24 protein-coding genes and 1 other RNA gene are annotated in these 23,117 nt (G+C 63.9%); 4 read left to right on the top strand and 21 right to left on the bottom strand.

Annotated elements, in window-relative coordinates:
• Positions 1-91: 91 nt before the first annotated feature.
• The 16 genes from DS839_RS00120 to rnpB form a co-directional block, all read right to left on the bottom strand.
• A complete protein-coding gene (locus tag DS839_RS00120; protein WP_119268256.1) occupies positions 92-904 on the bottom strand; it encodes a trypsin-like serine peptidase in 813 nt (270 codons plus the stop codon).
• Between the two features lie 89 nt (positions 905-993).
• On the bottom strand, positions 994-2,316 hold the full coding sequence (gene ftsA / locus DS839_RS00115; protein WP_119268255.1) for a cell division protein FtsA: 1,323 nt from the start codon (positions 2,314-2,316) through the stop codon (positions 994-996).
• 129 nt (positions 2,317-2,445) lie between these two features.
• Positions 2,446-3,306, bottom strand: coding sequence for a cell division protein FtsQ/DivIB (locus tag DS839_RS00110; RefSeq protein WP_119268254.1), 861 nt, complete (start codon positions 3,304-3,306; stop codon positions 2,446-2,448).
• Positions 3,303-4,235 carry a D-alanine--D-alanine ligase gene (locus tag DS839_RS00105; protein ID WP_119268815.1) on the bottom strand — a complete coding sequence of 311 codons (933 nt, stop codon included), beginning with the start codon at positions 4,233-4,235 and terminating at the stop codon, positions 3,303-3,305. Before DS839_RS00105 ends, DS839_RS00110 begins: the two co-directional genes overlap by 4 nt.
• A gap of 272 nt (positions 4,236-4,507) precedes the next feature.
• Positions 4,508-5,437, bottom strand: coding sequence for a UDP-N-acetylmuramate dehydrogenase (murB, locus tag DS839_RS00100; RefSeq protein ID WP_119268253.1), 930 nt, complete (start codon positions 5,435-5,437; stop codon positions 4,508-4,510).
• 259 nt (positions 5,438-5,696) lie between these two features.
• A complete protein-coding gene (gene murC, locus DS839_RS00095; RefSeq protein ID WP_119268252.1) occupies positions 5,697-7,118 on the bottom strand; it encodes a UDP-N-acetylmuramate--L-alanine ligase in 1,422 nt (473 codons plus the stop codon).
• Complete coding sequence (gene murG, locus DS839_RS00090) at positions 7,115-8,254, bottom strand: undecaprenyldiphospho-muramoylpentapeptide beta-N-acetylglucosaminyltransferase (RefSeq protein ID WP_119268251.1); 1,140 nt, start codon at positions 8,252-8,254, stop codon at positions 7,115-7,117. The genes murC and murG overlap by 4 nt, the downstream gene beginning before the upstream one ends.
• Positions 8,255-8,263: 9 nt before the next feature.
• Positions 8,264-9,415 carry a putative lipid II flippase FtsW gene (ftsW, locus tag DS839_RS00085; RefSeq protein WP_119268250.1) on the bottom strand — a complete coding sequence of 384 codons (1,152 nt, stop codon included), beginning with the start codon at positions 9,413-9,415 and terminating at the stop codon, positions 8,264-8,266.
• Positions 9,390-10,811, bottom strand: coding sequence for a UDP-N-acetylmuramoyl-L-alanine--D-glutamate ligase (gene murD / locus DS839_RS00080; protein WP_119268249.1), 1,422 nt, complete (start codon positions 10,809-10,811; stop codon positions 9,390-9,392). The genes ftsW and murD overlap by 26 nt, the downstream gene beginning before the upstream one ends.
• A 6-nt stretch (positions 10,812-10,817) precedes the next feature.
• The gene (gene mraY / locus DS839_RS00075) at positions 10,818-11,906 is read right to left on the bottom strand and encodes a phospho-N-acetylmuramoyl-pentapeptide-transferase (RefSeq protein ID WP_119268248.1); all 1,089 of its coding nucleotides are present in this window, start codon (positions 11,904-11,906) and stop codon (positions 10,818-10,820) included.
• Complete coding sequence (locus DS839_RS00070) at positions 11,906-13,327, bottom strand: UDP-N-acetylmuramoylalanyl-D-glutamyl-2,6-diaminopimelate--D-alanyl-D-alanine ligase (protein WP_119268247.1); 1,422 nt, start codon at positions 13,325-13,327, stop codon at positions 11,906-11,908. Before DS839_RS00070 ends, mraY begins: the two co-directional genes overlap by 1 nt.
• The gene (locus DS839_RS00065; RefSeq protein WP_119268246.1) at positions 13,320-14,789 is read right to left on the bottom strand and encodes a UDP-N-acetylmuramoyl-L-alanyl-D-glutamate--2,6-diaminopimelate ligase; all 1,470 of its coding nucleotides are present in this window, start codon (positions 14,787-14,789) and stop codon (positions 13,320-13,322) included. The genes DS839_RS00070 and DS839_RS00065 overlap by 8 nt, the downstream gene beginning before the upstream one ends.
• 2 nt (positions 14,790-14,791) lie before the next feature.
• A complete protein-coding gene (locus DS839_RS00060; RefSeq protein WP_162918180.1) occupies positions 14,792-16,474 on the bottom strand; it encodes a peptidoglycan D,D-transpeptidase FtsI family protein in 1,683 nt (560 codons plus the stop codon).
• Between the two features lie 8 nt (positions 16,475-16,482).
• Positions 16,483-16,833 (bottom strand): cell division protein FtsL, encoded by a 351-nt coding sequence (ftsL, locus tag DS839_RS36175; protein WP_162918179.1) that lies wholly within the window; start codon positions 16,831-16,833, stop codon positions 16,483-16,485.
• On the bottom strand, positions 16,833-17,846 hold the full coding sequence (gene rsmH, locus DS839_RS00055) for a 16S rRNA (cytosine(1402)-N(4))-methyltransferase RsmH (RefSeq protein ID WP_119268244.1): 1,014 nt from the start codon (positions 17,844-17,846) through the stop codon (positions 16,833-16,835). The genes ftsL and rsmH overlap by 1 nt, the downstream gene beginning before the upstream one ends.
• Before the next feature lie 209 nt (positions 17,847-18,055).
• Positions 18,056-18,442: RNase P RNA component class A (rnpB, locus tag DS839_RS00050), an RNA gene on the bottom strand.
• A 222-nt stretch (positions 18,443-18,664) separates the two neighbouring features.
• Between rnpB and DS839_RS00045 the strand changes: the two genes are divergently transcribed.
• Genes DS839_RS00045 through DS839_RS00035 form a run of 3 tightly spaced genes read left to right on the top strand, consistent with a single transcriptional unit; the run spans position 18,665 to position 19,857 of the window.
• Positions 18,665-19,054, top strand: coding sequence for a DUF4112 domain-containing protein (locus DS839_RS00045; RefSeq protein ID WP_368910954.1), 390 nt, complete (start codon positions 18,665-18,667; stop codon positions 19,052-19,054).
• The gene (locus DS839_RS00040) at positions 19,051-19,338 is read left to right on the top strand and encodes a hypothetical protein (protein ID WP_119268243.1); all 288 of its coding nucleotides are present in this window, start codon (positions 19,051-19,053) and stop codon (positions 19,336-19,338) included. The genes DS839_RS00045 and DS839_RS00040 overlap by 4 nt, the downstream gene beginning before the upstream one ends.
• Positions 19,339-19,398: 60 nt before the next feature.
• A complete protein-coding gene (locus DS839_RS00035; RefSeq protein WP_119268242.1) occupies positions 19,399-19,857 on the top strand; it encodes a hypothetical protein in 459 nt (152 codons plus the stop codon).
• Positions 19,858-19,866: 9 nt separating this feature from the next.
• On the opposite strand, the gene DS839_RS00030 is transcribed toward DS839_RS00035, so the two are convergent.
• On the bottom strand, positions 19,867-20,625 hold the full coding sequence (locus tag DS839_RS00030; RefSeq protein ID WP_368910953.1) for a peptidoglycan recognition protein family protein: 759 nt from the start codon (positions 20,623-20,625) through the stop codon (positions 19,867-19,869).
• Entirely contained in the window at positions 20,622-21,308 is a 687-nt protein-coding gene (locus tag DS839_RS00025) for a TerB family tellurite resistance protein (protein ID WP_119268241.1), read from the bottom strand. Before DS839_RS00025 ends, DS839_RS00030 begins: the two co-directional genes overlap by 4 nt.
• Before the next feature lie 207 nt (positions 21,309-21,515).
• On the opposite strand from DS839_RS00025, the gene DS839_RS00020 reads away from it, so the two are divergent.
• Positions 21,516-21,977 (top strand): hypothetical protein, encoded by a 462-nt coding sequence (locus tag DS839_RS00020; protein WP_162918178.1) that lies wholly within the window; start codon positions 21,516-21,518, stop codon positions 21,975-21,977.
• On the opposite strand, the gene DS839_RS00015 is transcribed toward DS839_RS00020, so the two are convergent.
• Genes DS839_RS00015 through DS839_RS36830 form a run of 3 tightly spaced genes read right to left on the bottom strand, consistent with a single transcriptional unit; the run spans position 21,978 to position 22,951 of the window.
• On the bottom strand, positions 21,978-22,388 hold the full coding sequence (locus DS839_RS00015; protein ID WP_119268239.1) for an HIT domain-containing protein: 411 nt from the start codon (positions 22,386-22,388) through the stop codon (positions 21,978-21,980).
• An 8-nt stretch (positions 22,389-22,396) separates the two neighbouring features.
• Positions 22,397-22,729, bottom strand: a complete 333-nt coding sequence (locus DS839_RS00010; protein WP_119268238.1) for a hypothetical protein — start codon at positions 22,727-22,729, stop codon at positions 22,397-22,399.
• A 3-nt stretch (positions 22,730-22,732) separates the two neighbouring features.
• Positions 22,733-22,951, bottom strand: coding sequence for an NAD-binding protein (locus DS839_RS36830; RefSeq protein WP_438816469.1), 219 nt, complete (start codon positions 22,949-22,951; stop codon positions 22,733-22,735).
• Between the last annotated feature and the right edge of the window lie 166 nt (positions 22,952-23,117).

The following is a 23,117-nucleotide window of genomic DNA, read 5'->3' as shown; positions in this document are numbered from 1 at the left end:
TTAAATGCACTGTCACCGAAATCCGAAATCCCGCTCTCTTTGAGGCGGTACGTCCCGATGTCGCCCGGGCGATGCCGCGCGATGGTAAGGCCTATTCCGCCAACATCTTAAGTATCGCCTTTCGCAGCTTGCCGCGAATGCCCACATATTGCGTGGCGCATTTCCTGGTGTCATCGCAGTCCTTGCTGGAATATGCACCCGCCGGACCGTAGTATGTCCAAACACCAATCCCGATGAGCTCCGGGGCTTCGCCCGTCGACAGAACCGGACCCAGCAGTGTGGCTCCGGACGAGCCTTTGTCCGAATCGCAGTCGGTATAGTCGGAGGAAATCGACGCGCTCAGAATGCGGCATTTCCCTATGCTTGGCGTGGGATAGGTGTGGTTTTTCCAATTGAGCTGTCCCTGAGAAACCGCGATAACCTCTTGTCCGGGCTTCCGCGAGCGGCCAAGCCGATAGGGCACTATCCCAGCTACAGCCGAGCGGATCCTGCCGATCGTCCAGTCATTGTCACCGGTTGAAATGGCCTTCGGCTGAACCGATTTGCCGCGTATGAGAGTTTTCGCATCAATCTGGAATTTCTGCTTGCCATCGAATGACTCCAGATAACACACAAGCGGAGCCAGTTCTTCGTCGGCAGTGCCGAATATAACGTGATCGGCGGTCACGAACACGCGTCCGTCCCCAATCAGAGCGGCTCCTCCTGTCCCCCAAGGACAGACGATCCGGACACTGGCGCTGAAAAGTCTTTGAACCTCGCTGTCTTTCAGACCGCTAGCCGAGGCGAACTCTCCAAATGTCATTCGATCGTCGGACCCGATGCGGATTCCAAGCGCCGGAGAAGCCAAGACAAAACACCCGAGCGTAGCCGCTAGAGAAATCTTCCAAAACACCGGCGTCCCCATGAGCGCGAGTCAGGATAGCTTCATTATTTGCGTCAGTCCGAATGAATTATCCTGGGGACGCTATCGCTGGTCAACCGAACGCCGGCGGCTCAGAAACTATCGGCGATCCATCGGCCGACGCGGCGCAGATAGCCGGCCTGCTTGGCCTGCAACGCCTCGCGGGTGACGGCGGCGGCGTGATGGACATCGGGCTTGAGCGCGTAGTTCAAGAGCCCCATGGCGGTCGCGAAAGCGGGCGAGCGGGCGGCCTCGGGCATACCGGCTATGGGCAAGGGTGCCCCGAGCCTCACCTGCCGGTTGAGCCACTGGGCGGCGATCTCGCGCACCCCTGTCAGTTCGCTGCCGCCGCCGGTCAGGACGACGCGGCTTCCGGCGAGCCTCGCGAAGCTCGCCTGGTCGAGGCGCTCGCGCACCATTTCGAGGATCTCCTCGAGACGCGGCCTGATGATGCCGGTCAGCATCGATTTCGGCGCGTGATAGATCGTGTCGACGCCGCGCTCGCCGAGCAAGGGAACCGCCACCGTCTCGCGGTCGTCGAGGACAGTCGCCATGGCGCTGCCAAACAGCGTCTTCATCCGCTCGGCATGGGCGATGGTGGTCGAAAGCCCGCGCGCGATGTCGTGGGTGATGTGCATGCCGCCGACCGGGATGACGTGGGCAAAGACCAGCTGGTCGTCATGGAAGCCCGCGACGCCGGTGGTGGCCCCGCCCATGTCGATGAGCGTGACGCCCAGCTTCATCTCGTCCTCCGCCAGCACCGCGCGCGACGCCGCATAGGGGGCCACGACATAGTCGGCGACGGTCAGATGGCAGCGCTCGATCACCAGCGCCAGGTTGCGCAAGGCTAAGGGCTCGGCGGAGACGACATTGACTTCGGCGGTCAGGAGCTTGCCGAACATGCCGAGAGGTGAGGCAATTCCACGCGCGGCATCGAGATGGAATTGCGCCGGCGCCGTGTGCAAGGTGCGCCGCCCCGACTGATGTCCCTGCGCCAAGGCCGCGCGCGTCGCCATTTCGACGTCGCGCGCCGTGACCTGGCCGGTCTCGGTCTCGACCGTCGCCGCATAGGCGTTCGATTGCGGCTTGCCGCCCGCCACATTGACATAGACCGAGGTGATGGTGCGCTTCGCCATGCGCTCGGCCGAATCGACGGCGAGCCTTATGGCGCGCTCGGCCTGGTCGAGATCGACGATCGCGCCATGGCGCGTGCCGCGCGAGGCCTGGCAGCCGAAGCCCAGGATGCGCAAAGCGGAAGCTTCCTTGCCGTCGGCGGTGCGGCGGTTCTGGCTCACCACTTCGCCGATGATGCAGCTGATCTTGGTTGAGCCGATGTCGAGCGCCGCGACGAGACCGCTCCGGCCCGAACCCTGGCCCTTCGCCTCGCTTTTCACCGGCAACTCAACGACAGTCATGCAACACCCCTCTTCCGCCTACCAACCGCTAAAGCGTGATGGCTCTTCTTCGAGTCGCCATCGCGCTTTATCCTTCTGTTTGCGCATGATCTTTCCGGAAAACCGGCATCCACTTTTCCGGATCATGCGCTATTGCTGCTGGCTTACCTTGAACTTCTTAACATCCTTGTCGGGCGCAACCGGTGCGGCCAGCTCGACGATCATCTCGCCCGGCAATCTGAGATCGATCGCCTTGATGCCCTTGCTCAGGAGTCCCTGGGCGCGGTCGAGCCTGGCCAGTGTCATGAGCGCCTTGTCCGATCCCGTTTCCGGCAGGGCGATCGTCACGCCATTGTCGAGATAGAGCGTCCAGCGCCGCTCGCCGACGCGCGCCGCGGCGGCGACATGCTTCTTCACTTGCGGGACGGTCTCGAGCTCGTTCACGAGCCCCGCGACGGCGCGATGCGCCCCCTCGCCGGTGACGAGCAGCAAAGAGGCGAGCCGCTTGGGATCGAGCGTGCTCATCGCGGTCCCGGTCTGGTCGATGACATAATGGGCGCCGTCGCGCTGCCAGATGGCGAAAGGCTGCCTCTCGGTGACGACGATATCGAGCCGGTTCGGATATTTGCGCATCACCGTCGCCTGCGCGACCCAGTCGAGATTTTCGAGCAAAGCGCGGGCACGCACGGCATCGAAGCCGACCAGCGACCCGCCGGGCGTCACGCCGATGGCGGAGAGCAGCGTGTCCGGCTCCTGATGGACGAGCCCGGTGATGCGGATATCGTCCGCGGCGAAACCGAGCGAGCTTGCGAGCTGCCCCGGCAGCTTGCGCCACGGGCTGCCGTCATAATCGAGATGCCCGCCGATGACGAGGCCGTGGATGATCGAGCCGAACAGGAGCACGCAGGCTCCGGCCCTGGCGATGAACCGCGCCCTGAAGCTCGGGCCTTTGGGCGGCAGGCTGCGGAAGAACCAGAAAGCCCGGCGGCGTATGTGATTGAGGAAGTTCATCTGTTCACCGAAGCGTCATTGACCATCCAGGTCACCAGCTCCTCGAAACTGTGTCCGGCATGTTGGGCGAGCTCGGGGACGAGCGATGTGCCGGTCATGCCGGGCTGCGTGTTGATCTCGAGAAGGATGAGCTCGCCCTCACCGCCGGGCGTGTCGTCATAGCGGAAGTCGGCGCGGCTGACGCCTTTGCAGCCGAGCGCCTGGTGTGCCGCAAGCGCATAGTGCTGCACCTTGCGATAGACATCGCGCGGTATCTCCGCCGGCAGGATATGCACCGATCCGCCGGGCGCATATTTGGCCCGGTAGTCGTAAAAGCCGACGGCGGGCTGGATGTCGATGACGCCGAGCGCCACATCGCCCATCACCGCGCAAGTGAGCTCCTTGCCGGGAATGAAGCGCTCGGCCAGGACCTGATCGCCGAACAGCTCGCGTTCCTCGAGGATCATCGTCGCCGGGCCATTGGAGCTCAAATCGACGATATGGACGCCGACGCTCGACCCTTGAGCCGGCGGTTTCAGCACATAGGGCAAGGGCAAAGGATGCTGGGTCGCCGCGAGCTCGATATCGACGACCCGGCTGTCGGCGACCGGAATGCCGGCAGCGGCGAACAATATCTTCGATTTCACCTTGTCCATGGCGATGGCGGAAGCGCGCACGCCCGAATGGGTATAGGGGACCCCGATCGTCTCGAGGATCGCCGCCATGCAGCCATCCTCGCCCCATTTGCCATGCAGCGCGTTGAAGGCGACATCGGGCCTGAGGTCGGCCAGCACCTCCGTGATATTGCGCTTCACGTCGATGGGGGTCACCTGGAAGCCGGCGCGGCGCAGCGCGTCGGAACAAGCCTCGCCGGTCGCCAGGCTCACCTCGCGCTCGGCCGACCAGCCGCCCATCAGGACGGCGACATGAGTGAGTTTCGGATCGCGCATTGCCATCAGGCTCCCTCCGCCGGAGGGGCAATTGCATATGGAAACTGAGAGGCCTCGCCGTTCCTCCCCTTCTCCCGTTGCGAAGCAATGGGAGAAGGTGCGCGAAGCGCGGATGAGGGCTCTTTCGTGCAGTGTGATCCGACCTCAACGAGGATTCCTTGTTGAAACAAAGAGCCCTCACCCGGCCTTCGGCCACCCTCTCCCATTGCTTCGCAACGGGCGAGGGGGAAAATTAGCAATGGCTTGCCTGGTCCAGGAATTTTCATATGCGATTACCCTGCCCCCGCCGGAATGCCGATGCGCTTGATCTCCCAGTCGAGCTCGATGCCGGACGTGTCCTTGACCCGATGCCTTATGGTTTCGCCGAGCTCCTCGATCTGGGCCGCCGTGGCGCCGCCTTCATTGATGAGGAAGTTGCAGTGCAGCTCGGAAACCTTGGCGGGGCCGATGGAGTATCCGCGCAAGCCCGCCTGGTCGATGAGCTGCCAGGATTTATGGCCGGGCGGATTCTTGAAGGTCGATCCGCCGGTGCGGCTCTTGATCGGCTGCGTCGCCTCCCGGCGCTCCGTCACCTCGTCCATGGCGCGCGCGATCTGATCCCGATCCCCGGCCTCGCCCTGAAACAGGGCTTCGGTGAAGATGAAATCTTCCGGCGCACCGCAATGGCGGTACGTATACTGCATGTCGGCGTTCGACAGCACGTGCAGCGCTCCCCTCCGATCAACGGCCCGCGCTTCCACGAGAACGTCCTTGGTCTCGCGACCATAGGCTCCACCGTTCATCCGAAGCGCGCCGCCAATCGTGCCGGGTATACCTCTCAGAAAGGTTAATCCTCCGATACTATGATCGAGAGCGAAACGGGCGACCCTAACGTCAGGCACCGATGTTCCGGTTCTGATCCGGTGTCCCGGCTCCTGCTTCACCTCGCCAAAGCCTTTGCCGAGCCTGATCACCACGCCCGGCACGCCGCCATCGCGCACCAGGAGGTTCGATCCGACCCCGATCACATAGACCGGGACGTCATCCGGCGTCGCCTTCAGGACGTGCGCGAGATCGGCCTCGTCCGCCGGCGTGAACAGAACTTCGGCCGGGCCGCCGACCCGGAACCAGGTCAGGTCGGCGAGCGCGAAATTGGCTTCGAGCCTCCCCTTCGCCTTCGGCAATCGCTTGAGCAGCTTCTCGCCATCGAGAGTGACCCGCATCACGCACCTCCGGCGTCTAGGCAGCGCAGTCGCATGTGCAAGTCGAAAGGCCTCCCCCTCATTCCCCTTCTCCCGTTGCGAAGCAATGGGAGAAGGTGCGCGAAGCGCGGATGAGGGCTCTTTCGAGCCGTGTGGCCCAACCTCAACAAGGATTCCTGTTGAGACAAAGAGCCCTCACCCGGCCTTCGGCCACCCTCTCCCATTGCTTCGCAACGGGAGAGGGGGAACATCGGATGGGGCTCGCTCACTTCAAGAATTCTCATATGCGATTTCCCTGGATGTCGAGGGCCGCGAGTTGTTGCGGCAAGGCATAGGCCCATTGGGTGATGGTGCCGGCCCCCAGGCACACGACGATGTCGCCGGGCTTCACCAGCTCTTTCACCATGGCAGGCAATTGCTCGGGCGCATCGATCTTCTGCGCGCCGCGGTGGCCGCGGTCGCGCAGACCTTCGACCAGCGCATCGTGGGTGGCCCCTTCGATCGGGCTTTCGCCCGCCGCATAGACGGGCGCGATGATGACCGCATCCGCGCTGTTGAAGCAGGAGCAGAATTCCGAGAACAGCGACGAGAGCCGCGTATAGCGGTGCGGCTGCATCACGGCGATAACTCGCCCCTTGGTAACTCCGCGCGCCGCGCGCAGCACCGCGGCAATCTCCACCGGATGATGCCCGTAATCGTCGAACACGGTAACGCCATTGTGCTCGCCGGTGCGGGTGAAGCGGCGCTTGACCCCGGTGAAGCTCTTGAAGCCCGCCCGGATCTTCTCTTCCGTGATGCCGAGCTCGCGCGCCACGGCGAAAGCCGCCGTCGCATTGAGGGCATTGTGATCGCCCGGCATCTGCAAAGTGAGGCCGTCGACGTCATGGACCGTGCCCCGGTGCCGGTCGGTCACCCGCACGGTGAAGCGCATCTCGCCGTCGCTGTAAGAAGGATCGATGAGGCGGAGATCAGCCTGCGGGCTCCTCCCATAAGTGATGATGCGCCGGTCGCGTACCCGACCGATCAAGGCCTGGACCTCGGGATGGTCGATGCACATCACCGCGAAGCCGTAGAAGGGAATGTTCTCGACGAAAGCGAGGAACGCGTCCTTGGCCTTGTCGAAAGAGCCGTAATGGTCGAGATGCTCGGGATCGATATTGGTGACGATCACCACATCGGCCGGCAGCTTCACGAAGGTGCCGTCGGACTCGTCCGACTCGACCACCATCCAGTCGCCCTTGCCGAGCCTCGCATTGGTGCCATAGGCATTGATGATGCCGCCATTGATGACGGTCGGATCAAAGCCGCCGGAATCGAGCAAGGCCGCGACCAGCGACGTCGTCGTCGTCTTGCCATGCGTGCCGCCGACCGCGACGCAGGATTTGAAGCGCATGAGCTCGGCCAGCATCTCGGCGCGCCTGACGATCGGCAGGAAGCGGCCGCGCGCTTGGGCGAGCTCCGGATTGTCGGGCTTCACCGCCGAGGACACCACCACTACTTGCGCATCGCCGAGATTGCGGGCGTCGTGGCCGATCGATACGGCGATGCCGCTCTTGCGCAGCCTCTGGGTATTGTAATTGTCGGCGAGATCCGAGCCCTGCACCTTGTAGCCGAGTGTCGCCATCACTTCGGCGATGCCGCTCATCCCGATGCCGCCAATCCCGATGAAATGGATCGGTCCGACTTCGCGCGGGAGTTTCATTTGCTTGTCGTCTCCGTATTGGCCCCGTGCGCCAGGTCCTCGACCAGGTCGGCGAGGCGCTCGGCGGCGTCCGGCATGCCTTGCGCCAGAGCCGCACGCGCCGCTCCGGCAAGTTCATCGTCTTGATACCTGAGACGGGTCAGGAATGCAGCGAATTCTTGCGGGTTGAGATCGGCCTGCGGCATGACCCACCCCCCGCCCCTGCCGGCGAAGAATTCGGCATTGTGCAGCTGGTCATTGTCGAGCGCATGCGGCAGCGGCACCATGACGGCCGGGCGCCCGATGACGCCGAGCTCGGCGATGGTGGAAGCGCCCGAGCGGCAGATGATGAGCTGTGCATCGGCGAAGCGCTGCGGCATGTCGGCGAAGAAGGAGGCGAGCTCGAAGGCGATGTCGAGCGCGCCATAGGCGGCCTTGACGCGCTCGATGTCCTCCGGCCGGCATTGCTGGACAATCTTGAGGTTGCGCAGCACCGCTCTGGGCAGGAGCTTGATCGCTTCCGGCAGGAACTCCGCAAAAAACCGGGCACCCTGGCTGCCGCCGAAGACGAGGAGATTGAACGGCGCATCGGCCGCCGCCGGCTCATAGGGTGCCGCCTCCTTCTCGAGCACGATGCCGCGCACCGGATTGCCGGTATAGCGCAGCTTGTTCTTCGAGGCTTCCGGCAGCCGTTCCAGCGACGGGAAGGAGGAAGCGACCGCATCGGCATAGCGCGACAGCACGCGATTGGCGCGTCCCATCACGGCGTTCTGGTCGTGGATGCAGCACGGTATGCCGAGGCGCGAGGCGGCGATGACCGGCGGAAAGGACGGATAGCCGCCGAAGCCGGCAAGGGCGGCAGGATTCAGTTTCGCGAGGACGTCGCGCGCGGCCCGGTAGCCTTTGTAGAGACGCATGAGCTGCGCCGGCAAGAGGAAGGGTTTTGACGGCGAAATGGTCGCCGCCGGCACCAGATGCGTCTCGAGCGCCGGGAAGGAGCGGCCATAGTCGCGCACCCGTTCATCCGTCATCAGATGGATGACATAGCCGCGCCGGACCAGCGCCTCGGCCAGCGCCTGGGCCGGGAACAGATGTCCGCCCGTCCCGCCGGCCGCAAGGACGACGAGCCGGTTCGGTTCCTGGGCGTGAAGCGCCATGCGCTCCTCTCAAGCCGCCGCCGCCCGCCAGGCGGGATCGGCTTGGCTGGCGAGCGTACGCGAGCGCGCGAAGGCGAGCACGAGGCCCATGGCGAAGGCCATGCTCATCAGCGACGAGCCGCCATAGGAAATGAACGGCAAGGTCATGCCCTTGGCCGGCAGCAGCGAGACATTGACGCCCATGTTGATGACGGCCTGCAAGCCGAAGATCACGGCAAGGCCGCTCATCGCCAAAGCGGGGAAAGGATCGGGCTCCGTCTTGGCGCGGCCCAATATGCGGATGACGATGAAGGCGAAGAGCAGGATCAATCCCATGCAGGCGATGAAGCCGAATTCCTCGCCCACCACGGCAAAGGTGAAATCGGTATGCGAGTCGGGCAGGATCTGCTTGGCTTCGCCGCCGCCGGGACCGGCGCCGAACAGCCCGCCATTCTGGAAGGCCTGGGTCGCGGTATCGACCTGGAACGTATCGCCCTTCTCCGGATTGAGGAAGCGGTCGATGCGCGAGGCGACATGCGGGATCATATTGTAAGCAAGGAACACGCCTGCGGCGGCGAGCGCGCTGACGCCGAAGACCAGGATCCACGGAATGCCGTAGATGAGCAGGAGCGCGATGAAGGTGATGACGACCAGCGCCGACTGGCCGAAATCCGGCTGCAGCACCAAAAGGCCGACGAAGGCGCCGGCCAGCAGCAGGGTGATGAGGAGGCCCGGCATTTCCGGCTTGCGCGCATTCTCGGCCATGAACCAGGCCGCCATCACGATGAAGGCGGGCTTGGCGAATTCCGACGGCTGCAGGCCGATCGGCCCGATATCGATCCAGCGATGCGCGCCCTTGATCTCAGGGCCATAGAACAGGGCGACCACCATCATCGCCAGCGAGCCGAAAAAGGCGACGAAGGCGATCCGCCGCGCCTGCAAGGGCTCGAGCAGGCTGGTGGCGATGAGGATGATGACGGCGAAGCCCAGATAGAACAGCTGGTTCTTGAAGAAGTGGAAGGAGTCGAGGCCGAGCCTTTCGGCGACCGGCGGGCTCGCCGCCATGCTGATCAGCACGCCTGCCGCCATCAGCAGCAGGACGGCGCTCAAAAGGAGCCTGTCGACGGTGAACCACCAGGAGGCGAAGAGTCCCCGGTCACTGCGGCTTATCAGCATGTCCATTCCCCCTCTCAGTCATCCGGATGCCCGGCAAAGCGGCCACCGCTTTGACGAAGGCATCCCCCCTAACTTCGAAATTCCGATAGTGGTCGAAAGACGCACAAGCAGGCGACAGGAGCACGACGGCGCCCGAACGGCCGTCCTTGATGGCATCCTGTGCCGCGGCCTCGACCGCCTTGTCGAGCGTGCCCGTCTTGATGAAGGGCGCCTTGCCCCCGATCGTCTGGGCGAACTCGTCCGCCGCCTGGCCGATGAGATAGGCGCGCCTGATCTTGGGAAAAAAGGAACTGAGCGGCGTAATGCCGCCGGCCTTGGCGATGCCGCCCGCGATCCAATAGATCTCGTCGAAAGAGGAGAGCGCCTTGGCCGCCGCATCGGCATTGGTCGCCTTCGAGTCGTTGACGAAGGCGACGCCGTCGAGCCGACCGATCTCCTGCATGCGATGCGCGAGCCCGGCAAAGCTCATGAGCCCTTGCCTGATATCGGCAAGGCTCAGGCCCAGGGCGCGACCCGCCGCATAGGCCATCGCGGCATTCTGCCAATTATGCCGGCCCTTGAGCGCCGGCAATTGGCGCAAGTCGAGGGAGGCCAACTCCTTGCCGTCCCGGCGCTCCTCGAGGATGCCCTCGGGCGCCGACAGGCCGTTGTCGAGCGCGCGCTCCACCGAGACCGGCAGCACCGTGGCGCCGGTGTCGAGCTTGCGGACGATATCCTCGCCCCAGCTCTCATCGACGCCGATGATCGCGGTATCGCCCGCCGTCTGCCTGGCGAACAGGCGCGCTTTGACCGCGACATAATTCTCGATCGTTCCATGCCGATCGAGATGATCGGGCGTGATATTGATGAGGATGCCGGCATCGGGCTTGAGGCTCGGCGTGAGATCGATCTGGAAGGACGACAGTTCCAGCACATAGACGCGGTCCTTAACCGGCTGGCGCAGCAGGAACACCGCCGTGCCGATATTGCCGCCGACATCGACATCGCGTCCGGCGGAAGCGAAGAGGTGACCGGCGAGCGCCGTCGTCGTCGACTTGCCATTGGTCCCGGTGATCGCCACGAGCTTCGCGCCCGAATCCTTGATCTCGCGCTGGAAGATTTCCGTGTCGCCGATGATCTCGACACCGGCGGCTTTCGCCTTCTCGACCGTCCAGTGCGGCTTGGGATGGGTGAGCGGCACGCCGGGACTGAGGACGAGCGAATCGAGTTTCGCGAAATCCATGGCGCGGAGATCGCCGATGGCTAAGCCTTCTTGCTTCGCCTTCTCGACCGATTGCGCGTCATCGTCCCAGGCGAAGACCTGGGCGCCCCCGAGCCGCAAAGCTTCCGCGCAAGCGGTGCCGGAACGGGCGAGCCCGAACACCCCGACTTTCTTGTTCGCGAATGTGCGGGCGGGAAACATCCACGCCTACCTGAGCTTGAGGGTCGATAAACCGATCAGCGCCAGGACGAAGGCGATGATCCAGAAGCGGATGACGATGGTCGGCTCCTTCCAGCCCTTCTGCTCGAAGTGATGATGCAGGGGCGCCATGGCGAAGACGCGCTTGCCGGTGAGCTTGAAGGAGGCGACCTGGACGATGACCGAGGCTGTCTCGAGCACGAACAGTCCGCCGATGATGCCGAGCACGATCTCGTGCTTGACCGCGACCGCGATGGCGCCGAGCGCGCCGCCGAGCGAGAGCGAGCCGGTGTCGCCCATGAAGATCATCGCCGGCGGCGCGTTGAACCACAGGAAGCCGAGCCCGGCGCCCAGAATGGCGCCGCACAGGACCGCGAGCTCGCCGGTGCCCTTCACATTGTGGAGTTGCAGATATTCGGCGAAGACGGCATTGCCGACGAGATAGGCGATGAGGCCATAGCTGCCGGCGGCGATCATCACCGGCACGATGGCCAATCCGTCGAGGCCGTCAGTCATGTTGACGGCATTGCCGGCGCCGACGACGACGAACACGCCGACCGCCAGGAAGAAGAAGCCGAACTGGATGAGCACGTCCTTGAAGAACGGCACCGCCAGCGCGCTCGAGATCGTCTTGTCGCCGATGCCCATGAAGATGCCGACCGCGACCGCGGCGATCAGGACTTCCATCAGCAGACGGATCTTGCCGGAGAACCCGTCCGTCGTCGACTTCGTCACCTTGAGGAAATCGTCATAGAAGCCGATGGCGCCGAAGCCGAGCGTCACGAACAGGACCGCCCACACATAGTAGTTGGTGAGGTCCGCCCACAGGAGCGTCGAGACGAGAATGCCGGAGAGGATCATGAGCCCGCCCATGGTCGGCGTGCCCTGCTTCTCGACGATATGGCGCTGCGGCCCGTCGCTGCGGATGGGCTGGCCCCTGCCCTGCTTCACCTTGAGGAGCGAGATGATCGTCGGCCCGAACCACCAGATGAACAGCAGAGCGGTGAGGATGGCCGAGCCCGTCCGCGTCGTCTGGTAGCGGAACACGTTGAGGACAGAGACTTCGTCGGTCAGGCCGACAAGCAAGTGATAGAGCATTAGCGGCCGTCCTTGTCGGCTGGATGGAACTGTCCCCTTATGGCATCGACCAGCGGCCCCATGCGGCTGCCGAGCGACCCTTTGACCATCACCACATCGCCGGCTTTCAGCCCGCCCAAGAGCGGGGCCGCAAGACCATCCGATTTTTCGGCATAGGCACCCCGCCGTTGCGGCGGAATCTTGTCCCAGAGATGGGCCATCAGAGGCCCCGAGGCATATAGGACATCGACCTTGGCCTCGTCTACTGCGCCGGCGAGGCCGGCATGGAGCGCGGCGCCCTCGTCGCCGAGCTCCAGCATGTCGCCCAGGACCGCTATGCGGCGGCCGTTTTTCCCGGGTTCCGCCCGCTTGAGCAGCGCCAGCGCCGCGCGCACCGAGACCGGGTTGGCATTGTAGCTTTCATCGATGAGCAGGAGCCGTCCGCCCGGCGCCTTGAGCAGCGACTGCACGCCACGGCCCTTCGGCGGTTGCGCAGCGGCCAGCGCCAGGCTGGCGCGCGCCAGATCGGCGCCGGCAAGCTTGACGGCGGCGAGTGCGGCGAGGCTGTTGAGCACCATGTGCTCGCCCGGAATGCCGAGCTTGTAGATCACCTCTTCCCCCAGGATCGAGGCCGTGATGCAGGAGCAATCGGCATGGAGAGCCATTCTCTCGAGCTTCACCTGGGCATCGGGATGTTTGCCGAAGCCCACGACATCCCGGATGCCGGCCTTGCGCGCGGCGGCAACGAGCCGGTCATAATATTCATTGTCGCGATTGAGGACCGCGTGGCCTTGGGGCTCGACGCCCAAGAAGATCTCGGCCTTGGCATCGGCGATCTCGTCGACGGAGGAGAAATAGCCGAGATGCACCCCCACCACGGTGGTGATCACGGCGATATGCGGGCGCACCATCTTGACCAGCGGCGTGATCTCGCCCGCGTGATTCATGCCGATCTCGAACACGCCATAGGCCGTGTCCTTGGGCATGCGCGCCAGCGTCAGCGGCACGCCCCAATGATTGTTGAAGGAAGCGATCGAGGCATGGGTATAGCCCGAGGCGGAGAGCCCGAGGCGGAGCATCTCCTTGGTGCTGGTCTTGCCGACGCTGCCGGTCACCGCGATGATCTGCGCTTTCGACCGCGCGCGCGCCGCAAGCCCGATCTTCTCCAAGGCCTTGAGCACGTCATCGACCAGGAGCAAGGGGCCCGCTGCGGCCATCTCGTCCGTCGGCCGCGATACGATGGCAAGACCGGCGCCGGCTTTGAGCGCCACATGCGCATAGTCGTGGCCGTCGACGCGGTCGCCCTTGATGGCGGCGAAGATGTCGCCCTTGGCGACGCTGCGGCTGTCGATCGAAACCCCGGTCAGCGGCACCGAGACGGCGCCGCGCAATTCCCCGCCCGTGATGGCAATGAGCTCATCGATCGTCCACAGCTCAGCCATGATAGTCCTCTTGGGCGACCGCCGCTCTGACCGCATCATGATCGCTGAACGGCAGCACCTTGCCGCCGATGGCCTGGCCCGGCTCATGGCCCTTGCCGGCGACGAGAAGGATGTCGCCCTCTTCCAGCGCATCGACCGCGGTGCGGATGGCGAGGGCGCGATCGCCGATGTCGATGCCGCCAGGACATGCCGCCATCACTTCGGCACGGATCACGGCCGGATCCTCCGAGCGCGGATTGTCGTCGGTCACATAGGGAATGTCGGCGAGCCTCGCGACGATGGCACCCATTTGCGGGCGCTTGCCCTTGTCACGGTCGCCGCCGGCGCCGAAGACGACCGCGAGTTTGCGCTTCACATAGGGTTTCAGCGCCAGCACGGCTTTTTCCAGGGCATCGGGCGTATGGGCGTAGTCGACGAAGATCGGCGCGCCCTTCTCCGAATGCGCCACCAGATCGAGGCGGCCCTTGGCGCCTTTCAGCGATTCGAGCGCATGGACGGCGAGCACCTCCTCGCCGCCGGTCGCGATGACGAGGCCCGCGGCGACGAGCGCGTTGGATACCTGGAAGTCGCCGACCAGGGGCAGATAGATCTCATGCTGGCCGCTTGCGGTCGCCAGCACCAGGCGCTGGCCGAAGCCGTCGCGCTGGCTCGAGACGAGCTTGATGCCGGAGCCCTTCTCGCCGACGGTGAAGATCGTGAGGCCGTGCGCCTTGGCGCGCGCCACGACGTCCTTGGCGATATCGGTATCGGCGTTGATCACCGCCGTCGCCCCTTCCGGCAGCAATTCCGAGAACAGCCGCATCTTGGCGGCGAAATAATCCTCGAATGTCGCGTGATAATCGAGATGGTCGCGGGTGAGGTTGGTGAAGCCCGCCGCCGCGAGGCGCACGCCATCCAGGCGGAATTGCGCGAGGCCATGGCTCGAGGCTTCCATGGCGAGATGCGTCACGTGATCGAGTGCCAGGCCCGCCAGCGTGTGATGCAATTTCACCGGATCGGGTGTCGTATGGGCGAGATATTCCTCGCCCGCCGGCCCGACGATGCCGACGGTGCCGATGCTCGCGGCGCGAAACCCCATCGATTGCCAGATCTGGCGCACGAAGGCCGCGACCGAGGTCTTGCCGTTGGTGCCGGTGACGGCGACGACGATGTCGGGCTGGCTGCCGGCGAAGCGCGAGGCGATGCGGGCGAAAAGCTGATGCGGGTTTTCCGCCTTGATCAGGATCGGGCTCGCCTGCGGGACAGAAGCCGCCGACGTGCCGGCGATGACGGCGGCAGCACCCGCCTTGATCGCTTGCGGGATGAACTCGGCGCCGTCGACCTTGGTGCCGGGCAGTGCCGCGAACAGAAAGCCCGGCTTTACCTGCCGGCTGTCGGCGGTAAGGCCCGAAATCGCGGCATCCTCGGCACCCCGCGGCAGGGCTGCGTCGTCGGCGAGCAAGCGGGAAAGCAGGACGCTCATCGTCAGGTCCTCCCTTCCTTCTCCGCCTGCTTGGCGAGCGTCTTGCGCTCCTCCTCGGTGAGCACCGGTTCGATGCCGAGCAAGGGCGCGATGCGGGCGACGATATTGCCGCCGGTCGGCACCGCGTTCCAGCCCGAGGTCGAGAAGCCATAGGTCTCGGGCGTCGCCTGCGGCTCGTCCATCAATACCATGATGACATATTGCGGATCTTCCATCGGGAAGGCGCCGGTGAAGACGGTCAGGTTCTTGCTCTTGTCATAGCGCCCGTTCACGACCTTCTCGGCCGTGCCGGTCTTGCCGCCGATGCGATAGCCGGGCGCTTTGGCATTGGCGCTGCGGGCGCTGCCCTCGAGCCCGTTGAGCCGGAACAGATAGCGCAGTTTCTCGCTGGTCGTGGATTTTATCACCCGGTGCGCCAACGGCTTGGCGTCCGCCCGGTCACGTTTGAGGAACGTCACCGGGAGCATATTTCCGTCATTGAGCAAGCCTGCCACCACCTGCGCTCCTTGCAGGGGCTGTACGGCAAAACCGTGACCAAAGGCGACCGTCGCCTGGACCAGCCTGCCCCAGCGCTTGGGCAGGATCGGCTTGGCGTTTTCCGGAAGTTCCGTCACCAGCCGGTCCATCAGCCCGACCCGGCGCAAAAATGCCTGGTGCCTGGCCACATCGACGCCGAGCACCATGCGCGCGGTGCCGATATTGGAGGAATTCGTGAACACCTCGGGCAGCGACAGGATGCGCCGGGTCGGCTGGAAGTCGTGGATGACGGCCCGCCCGATCACCAGGGGCGCACGGGCATCGAAGCGGCTCGTGAGATCCGCCGTGCCATAGTCCAAGGCCATGGCGAAGGACACCGCCTTGATGACCGAGCCCAGCTCGAAGACGCCGCTCGTCATCCGGTTGGCCTGATCGAAGGTGAAGTTCTTGTTCTCTTGATTGGGATTGAAGTCGGGCAGCGAGACCAGCCCCAGCACCTCGCCGCTCTTCGCATCGAGAACGATGGCGCCGCCGGCCTTGGCATGGAATTTGGCGATGCCTTTGGCGAGCTCATCGGCGAGCGCATGCTGGACGCGCATATCGATCGACAGCACCGCGGGCCTCGCCCGCGTGTCATCCTCGGCGAGGGAAGCGGTATAGAGCGCGCCCTGATCGTCGAGAAACTTCTCGATGCCGGCGATGCCTTTGGAATCGAGATCGACATAGCCCAGCACATGAGCGGCGAGGCGTCCCATCGGATAGACCCGCTTGGTCTCGACCCTGAAGCCGATGCCGGGGATGCCGAGATTGTGGATCGCCTCGCGCTCCGCCGGGCTCACTTCGCGCTTGAGCCAGACGAAGGCACGGTTGGGCTGCACCAGCTTCTGGCGCAGCGATTTGGCATCGAAACCCGACACGGTGGCGGTGAGGAGCTCGACCGCTTCGTCGACATCGAGGATCTTGCGTGGATCGGCATAGAGCGAGAATACCGGGACGTCGGTCGCGAGCACCACGCCATTGCGGTCGACGATGTCGGGCCGCGGCACTCTCTCGCTGTATTCGACGGCGGTCTTCTCGGGGCGATCCTGCCACAGAGTGAGATAGCCGAGCTGGGCGCTGATCGAGGCGAAGAACAGGATGAAACCGAAGCTCACCAGACGCAACCGGTTACGCCCGGCGAGATGGCCATCTTTGCGGACACTGACCATCGTGGGCCTCACTCCATCGCCTTGAGAATGTCGCCGATCGCATCCTTGCCGTCCTCCTCGAGCTTCACCGGCGGCTCGGCGGGGATGCGCGTGGCGAGCTCGTTGATCTTGACGAATTGGTCGGGGGAGATGCGCTTGAGCTTCAGGTGCTGCTCGGCGAGCCGCTGCAGCCGCTCGGGCCGCACCAGGCTCGACCATTCGGCATTGAGCAGCCCGATCGTCTCCTTCTCGCCGGCGATCGCGGCATTCGAGCGGGCGATCTGGCGCTCGACGCCGCGAATGGAATGTTCGAGCGAGTAGAGCACGTAGGCGGCTGCGAGCACCGCCAGAACCAGGCATGCATTGAAAGCTCTGAGCATCAGTGGCGCCGCCCTTCGATCAGTGGAACTGCCAATCCTTCGAGGTCGAGTGGCAGGGCCTCCGCCCCGGTGCGCATACCGGCGCGCAGCTTGGCCGAGCGGGCACGCGGATTGTGCGCCGTCTCTTCAGCGCCAGGCTGCTGATGGCCCTTGAACAACGGGGTGAAACGCGCCGCACTTGCCGCCTCGCGTCCGGGCATATGGCGCGATGACGACGGCAGCTTGCCGCTGCGCTCGGCAAAGAAACGCTTGACGATACGATCTTCCAGCGAATGGAAGGTGACGACCGCAAGACGGCCTTGCGGCTTGAGCAACCGCTCGGCCGCCGAGAGTGCCCGCGCCAGCTCCTCGAGCTCCTGGTTCACATGGATGCGCAACGCCTGGAAGGTGCGTGTCGCCGGATGGATGCGCTCCTGCGGGCGCTGCTTTCCCGTCGCCTTCTCGATGGCGCGGACCAGCGCTCCTGTGGTGAGTATGGGCTCTTCGTCGCGCGCCCGCACGATCGCCCGGGCGATGGCGCGGGCTTTGCGCTCTTCGCCCAATATGCCGATGATGCGTGTCAACTCGTCGGCTTCGGCCCGGTTGACGACATCGGCCGCCGAGAGGCCCGCCTGCGCCATCCGCATGTCGAGCGGACCGTCCTTGGCGAAGGAGAAGCCGCGCTCCGCCTCATCGAGCTGCATCGAGGACACACCGACATCGAGCGTCGCGCCGTCGATCATGGTGATGCCGAAACGCGCGGCAAGGCTTTCCATGTCGCTGAAGCGGCCTTCGACCAGCGTCAGGCGGTCGGGAAAATCGGCGACGAGCGTCGCGCCGCCGGCAATCGCCTGCGGATCGCGATCGATGGCGAGGACCTTGCACTCAGCGGCGGTGAGGAGCCCTCTCGTATAGCCGCCGGCGCCGAAGGTCCCGTCGACATAGATGCCGCCATCGCGCGGCGCCAGTGCAGCGAGCACCTCCGCGAGCATCACCGGTCTGTGCCGGGCATCTGCGCTGGGCGATGAAGTCATGATTTCGGTACGGTGAACAGATTACTAATGCGAATGCGACAATGCTCCGTACCGCCTTAACAAATCGTTTCGACGGCGATGGCGTGACGGGATGCGGGGCAGGCTCGGACGGCTGGCAAGGAACGGCTCTAAAACAATAACTTGGAGCGGATCCTTGGCGCCGAGGTTGAGCCGCTTTGCCAAGCGGTTTCCTTAGGGAAAAAGGAGAAAACGCCAGCTGGCCTGTAAGCCGGGTTCTGTCCACGCCCTTTCGGGCGCTGGATGACCATTCATCTGGAACGCATGTCGCCATGCGCTTCGCGCGACCAACCCGGGCGGCAGGTTGGAAATGGACCCTGGGCCTTACGGCCCGCGCCGCCCCTATTCGGTCTTGCTCCCGGTGGGGTTTACCGTGCCGCGCCCGTTGCCGGCCGCGCGGTGCGCTCTTGCCGCACCGTTTCACCCTTGCTTCGGACGGATCTGAAGCGGTCTGTTTTCTGTGGCACTATCCCTGGGGTTGCCCCCGCCGGGCGTTACCCGGCACCGTATCTCCATGGAGCCCGGACTTTCCTCCCCGGAAGGCTTAAGCCTTCCAAGGCGGTCATCCGGCCAGCTGGCCCTCCAGAGGTAGGAGCTCGGCGACGCTCCGTCAACCCGGCCATGGAAATCCGAAAAAACCAATTGAATCCACGGCACCTCCCCCTATCTAACAGCCGTTCCAGAGCAAATCCCGCCAAAGTTGAAGACTTTGGCGATAAGGATTTGCTCCGGGATATTGATTTGGCGCGAATCCTTTTCGGCGAAGTGATTCCACTTCGCCGGGATGCGCGCTAGGGGACATGATGACCGCCTTTGCCGCCACCGCCGCCGCTTTTGACTTTGACGATCGCGCTCGCAGCCTTGCGCGGCTGAAGCGGCTGGCGCGCATCATGGACTCGGCACTTCACATTCCGGGCACACGCATACGCTTGGGCGCCGATTCGGCATTGGGCCTCATTCCGGGTGCCGGCGATGTGATCGGACTCGGCATTTCCGCCTTCGCTCTCATGGAGGCGTGGCGCCTCGGCGCGCCGCCCCAGCTCATTGCGCGCATGATCGGCAATGTCGCCATCGACACCGGGCTCGGCGCCATTCCCGTGGCCGGGGATATTTTCGACGTATTGTTCAAATCCAATACCCGCAATCTGAGGCTGCTGCTCGATCATTTCGAACGGGAATTGCGCGTATGAAGAACCTCGTCTGGATCATTGCCTGGTTGTGCGTCGGCCTGTGGACGGCGATCGCAGCGCTTGGCTACTGGATCATCGGCGCCGTGACCGGCCTTGCCGCCAACAATGCCGACAAGGTCGGCGGCGATCCCGAAACGGTCGAATTCATCAATTGGCTGGCGCTGCTTTTGCAGAATGTCGGAGAGATTGCCGCCGTCATCTTGTGGGCGATCATCTCGCTGGCGATCTTAGGGGTAGCCTGGGCCATCACCAAGTTCACCGGACGGTCGCCCGTCAACAGCTGAGCGGGTCTTACCCCCGTCCCGCAACTCGGCTATGATTCTTCGACGATACGAGAGGGTGATATGTGGCTGCGCTATGTGCTGGCCGCGGTTTTGGCTTGTGCGGCGATACCGGCACTGGCTCAGGAACGCGAATGGATTTTCGATACGGCCGATGAAGACGCCTATCTCGTCTTCGGCGTGCCCGAATCGGAGGATGCCGGCATCAGTTTCGGCTGTGCCTTGCAATCGGGCGAGATCCGCGTCTTTGTCCCGGAGGCCGGAGAAGAGCTGAAGCCCGATCATAAGATCAAGCTCACGATCAATGTCGGCGGCAAGGACTTCACCTATGACGCCCTGACGGCGCCCAATGAGATGGCGGCGACGACCAGCGCCGAAGCGCCGATCCCAGCCGGCGATGCGCTCTTCGCCGAATTGCGCAAGGCCGACCGCTTCACGGTGAAGACCGGAACGGAGGAGAACACCTTCCCGCTCGAAGGTTCCGATTTCGAAAGCCTGATCCGCGCCTGCAGCAAGAAGTAGGCGACGCGTTCACGCCACATCCGCTGCCGGCAAGGCGTCGATGAGGCGGCGCAGCGTCTCGATGGTCGAGCGGTCGGCGATGCCATCGATACGCGCCGGCCGAAAATGGCGCTGGAAGGCGGTGACGACAATCTGCGTCTCGCGGTCATAGTCGCCGGTGATCTCGATGCCATAGCCATAGAGCGCCAGCATCGCCTGCAGTGCCTCGACGGCATCGCCCGAGTCGCCTTGCTGCAGGAACTGCCCACCGCCCAGCCTGTGCGGCGGCACCCAATGGCCGAGCCCCTGTTCGTGGAGCTCTTTCCAGTCGAATTTCTCGCCAGGGTCCCTCTTGCGGCGCGGGGCTACATCGGAATGGGCGAGCACATGCTCAGGCGGGATCGCGTGCCGCGCGACGATATCGCACCCGAGCGCCGCGACCGCCGCCATTTGCGCCTGGGGAAAATCAGGATAGCCGTGATCGTGTCCGGGATTCTGGATCTCGATGCCGATCGAGGCGGAATTGATGTCGCGCTCACCCTTCCATAGCGATTGCCCGGCATGCCAGGCCCGCATATCTTCATCGACCATCTGGGTGATCCTTCCATCGACATCGACGAGATAATGACAAGAGACTTTGGAAGCTGGATCGCACAGCCAGGCGCAGGCCTTTTCGGCGCTTTCCATGTCGGTGTAGTGGAGCAGCAGGATGCGCACCGTCTTGCCCGCGGCGCGCGGGTCGACATTGGGCGAGGTCACGATGCGATGCCTGAGGGAGGTGCCTTTCACAGGCCGCGCTCCCGGGCGACCGTCTCATAGGCGGCATTGATGCGGGCGAGCCGGTCGGTCGCCACATTGATCATCTCGGGCGGCATGCCGGCCGCGATGTGCTTGTCGGGATGAAGGTCGCGCACCAGGCGGCGATAATGCTTGCGCACCTCATCGTCGCTGGCAAAGGCCTCGATGCCGAGGATGACATAGGGATCATCCTTGGCCGGCGCCAGATGCCGCGCCTTGATGCGGGCGAAATCGCGCGGTGTGAAGCCGAAGATTTCCGCGACGCTTTCGAGATAGGTCAATTCGCGCTCATGCACCGCGCCGTCGGCCTTGGCGATGTGGAACAGGCTGTCGATGACGTCTTCGAGCACTTGTGGGCGCTGGGCGAAGAGCCGGGCCAGCTGGCGCGCATAGGCGTCATAGCCCGCGACATCCTGCTTGGCGAGGTTGAACACGCGCGCCACGCCCGAAAGCTCGCGCTCGGGGACCCGGAAGACCTGCTTGAAGGCGACGATCTCTTCACCGGTGACGACGCCGTCGGCCTTCGCCATCTTGGCGCCGAGCGCGATGACGCCGATGGTGAAGGCGATCGACATTTCCGGATTGGAGCGTGGCTGCGAGATCTTCGCGAGGAAGGTCGAAACCGAGTCGCCAATGACGGAAATGGCCTGACTTATACGGGACCAGATGGACATGTGCGGTGCAGCATAATGGATTCGGCAACAAGCGCCAGCGGCCAGAAAAACTTGGGGCCCAGCCGGCTGTCATATGCTGACATCCAAAGCCATGACGCCTTGTCTGAATTTCCCCGCAATTGATGGGCAAGACATTCGTTGGATGACAAGGACTGCCAGATGAAACCATCGTCGATTATGCTCGCCGCAAGTCTCGGGTTCTTTGCAATGTTTCAGCCCGCCTCGGCGGAAGAAAAGTTCGACTGTGCCAGTCCGGAGAATATCGAGGTCGCCGACATCCTCAAGCCGATCATCGAGAAGGCCAAGCTGTGCAAGGGCCTCAAGCAGAAGGTCGATGCCGGCCTGTTCAAGGTCAAGATCAAGATCGACCAGACCAAGTTGGTGAAGGTCGAGAAGATCAACTACTGCACGTCGCCGGCGAGCCGGAAGATCGAGGCCACCGTTGCGGTGGAATGCGAAACCGACGACGGCGAAGAGGTGCATGTCAAACTCGCCGAGAGCTTCGATGTGGCGGTCGAGGTCAGCAACAAAACTTGTGCCGTGACGGATTTCAGGATCGAGCCTGAAGGCGATATCGGCAAGCTCATCGCCAAGAACGTCGATTTCAAGGGCAAGGTGCGCAAGGCGGTCGAGGAGCAGATCGCCAAGGTCTGCGACAGCGCGTCGTGACTATTTAAGAAGCGGCAAGAGACCGGCGCAAAGCCGGTCCCTTGGCAGGGCCTCATAAGGAATGCGCAAGCCCTGCCCCCAGACGGGCCCAGGCCAGGCGGCATCGGTCGCGAAGCGGGCGATGACATGCACATGCATCTGGCGCACGATATTGCCAAGCGCCCCGACATTGAGCTTGGTTGGCGTAAACATCCGGGCAAGCGCCTCTGCAGCCCTGCCGATCTCTTGCGCGAGCAGCGCCGAATCTTCAGGCTCGAGCTCGGTCCACTCTTCCAGTCCCGGCCGCCGCGGCACGAGGATGAGCCAGGGAAAGCGCGCATCGTCCATGAGCCGTACCTGGCAGAGCGGCCAGTCCACCAGAAACAGGCTGTCGGCTTCGAGGCGCTGAGCGAGCAGGAAGCCCTCGGTCATTCAGGGCTTCAGGACTTCTTCCAATAGTGGAAGGCCTTGAACACCGGGCGGTCGACATCCCGTCCGGTCTCGAGCAGCTGCTCGACATGCCAGGCGCGGCCGGCGACCCAGATGGTCGACCAGATGACCGGGATGAGGCCCAGCCCCAACAGCACATACATGACGATATCCGGCAACCCCAACAGCTGGGACAGCGCCCAGATGATGGCGGCGAAAGCCGCGCCGAGCTTGGTCACCGACAGGAGCACGACGCCCGCCGCCGAGAGGAAGCTGTTGAAAACGCCCATAGAATGGGAGCTGGGGGCCGGCTGGGCTTCGGGCTTGATGATTTCCTGATCCATGGCTCATGAGATAGTCCGCCCGGGCTCAAAATGCAAATCAGGCTCGATTCCGCCGGTCGCTGCGGGAACATCGAGGGCGGCGATCATCCCATGGGCGATTTCGCGCTCTCCCATGATCACCACATCGGCGCCGAGCTTGGTGAGATAGTCGACTTCCTCATCGGAATGAGCCCGGGCGATGATCCGAAGGGCCGGATTGCTGGCCCGCGCAAGCTCGACCACCCTTGTATCTGGAAGCTGTCGTCGAATCCTGTTCAAGGATCGACGTAGCGAGGGGCCTGGCGGCCGCCAGGCCCTCGCTCGGCGATGTCGCCCGTCCACCCTCCGGCTACAACCGTCGGGGAGCTTGGGATCTTCGCTGTTCTCACGCACAACCGAACAGTCGCTG

Source organism: Taklimakanibacter deserti (assembly GCA_003574785.1).
This window is presented reverse-complemented; position numbering and strand designations above follow the sequence as displayed.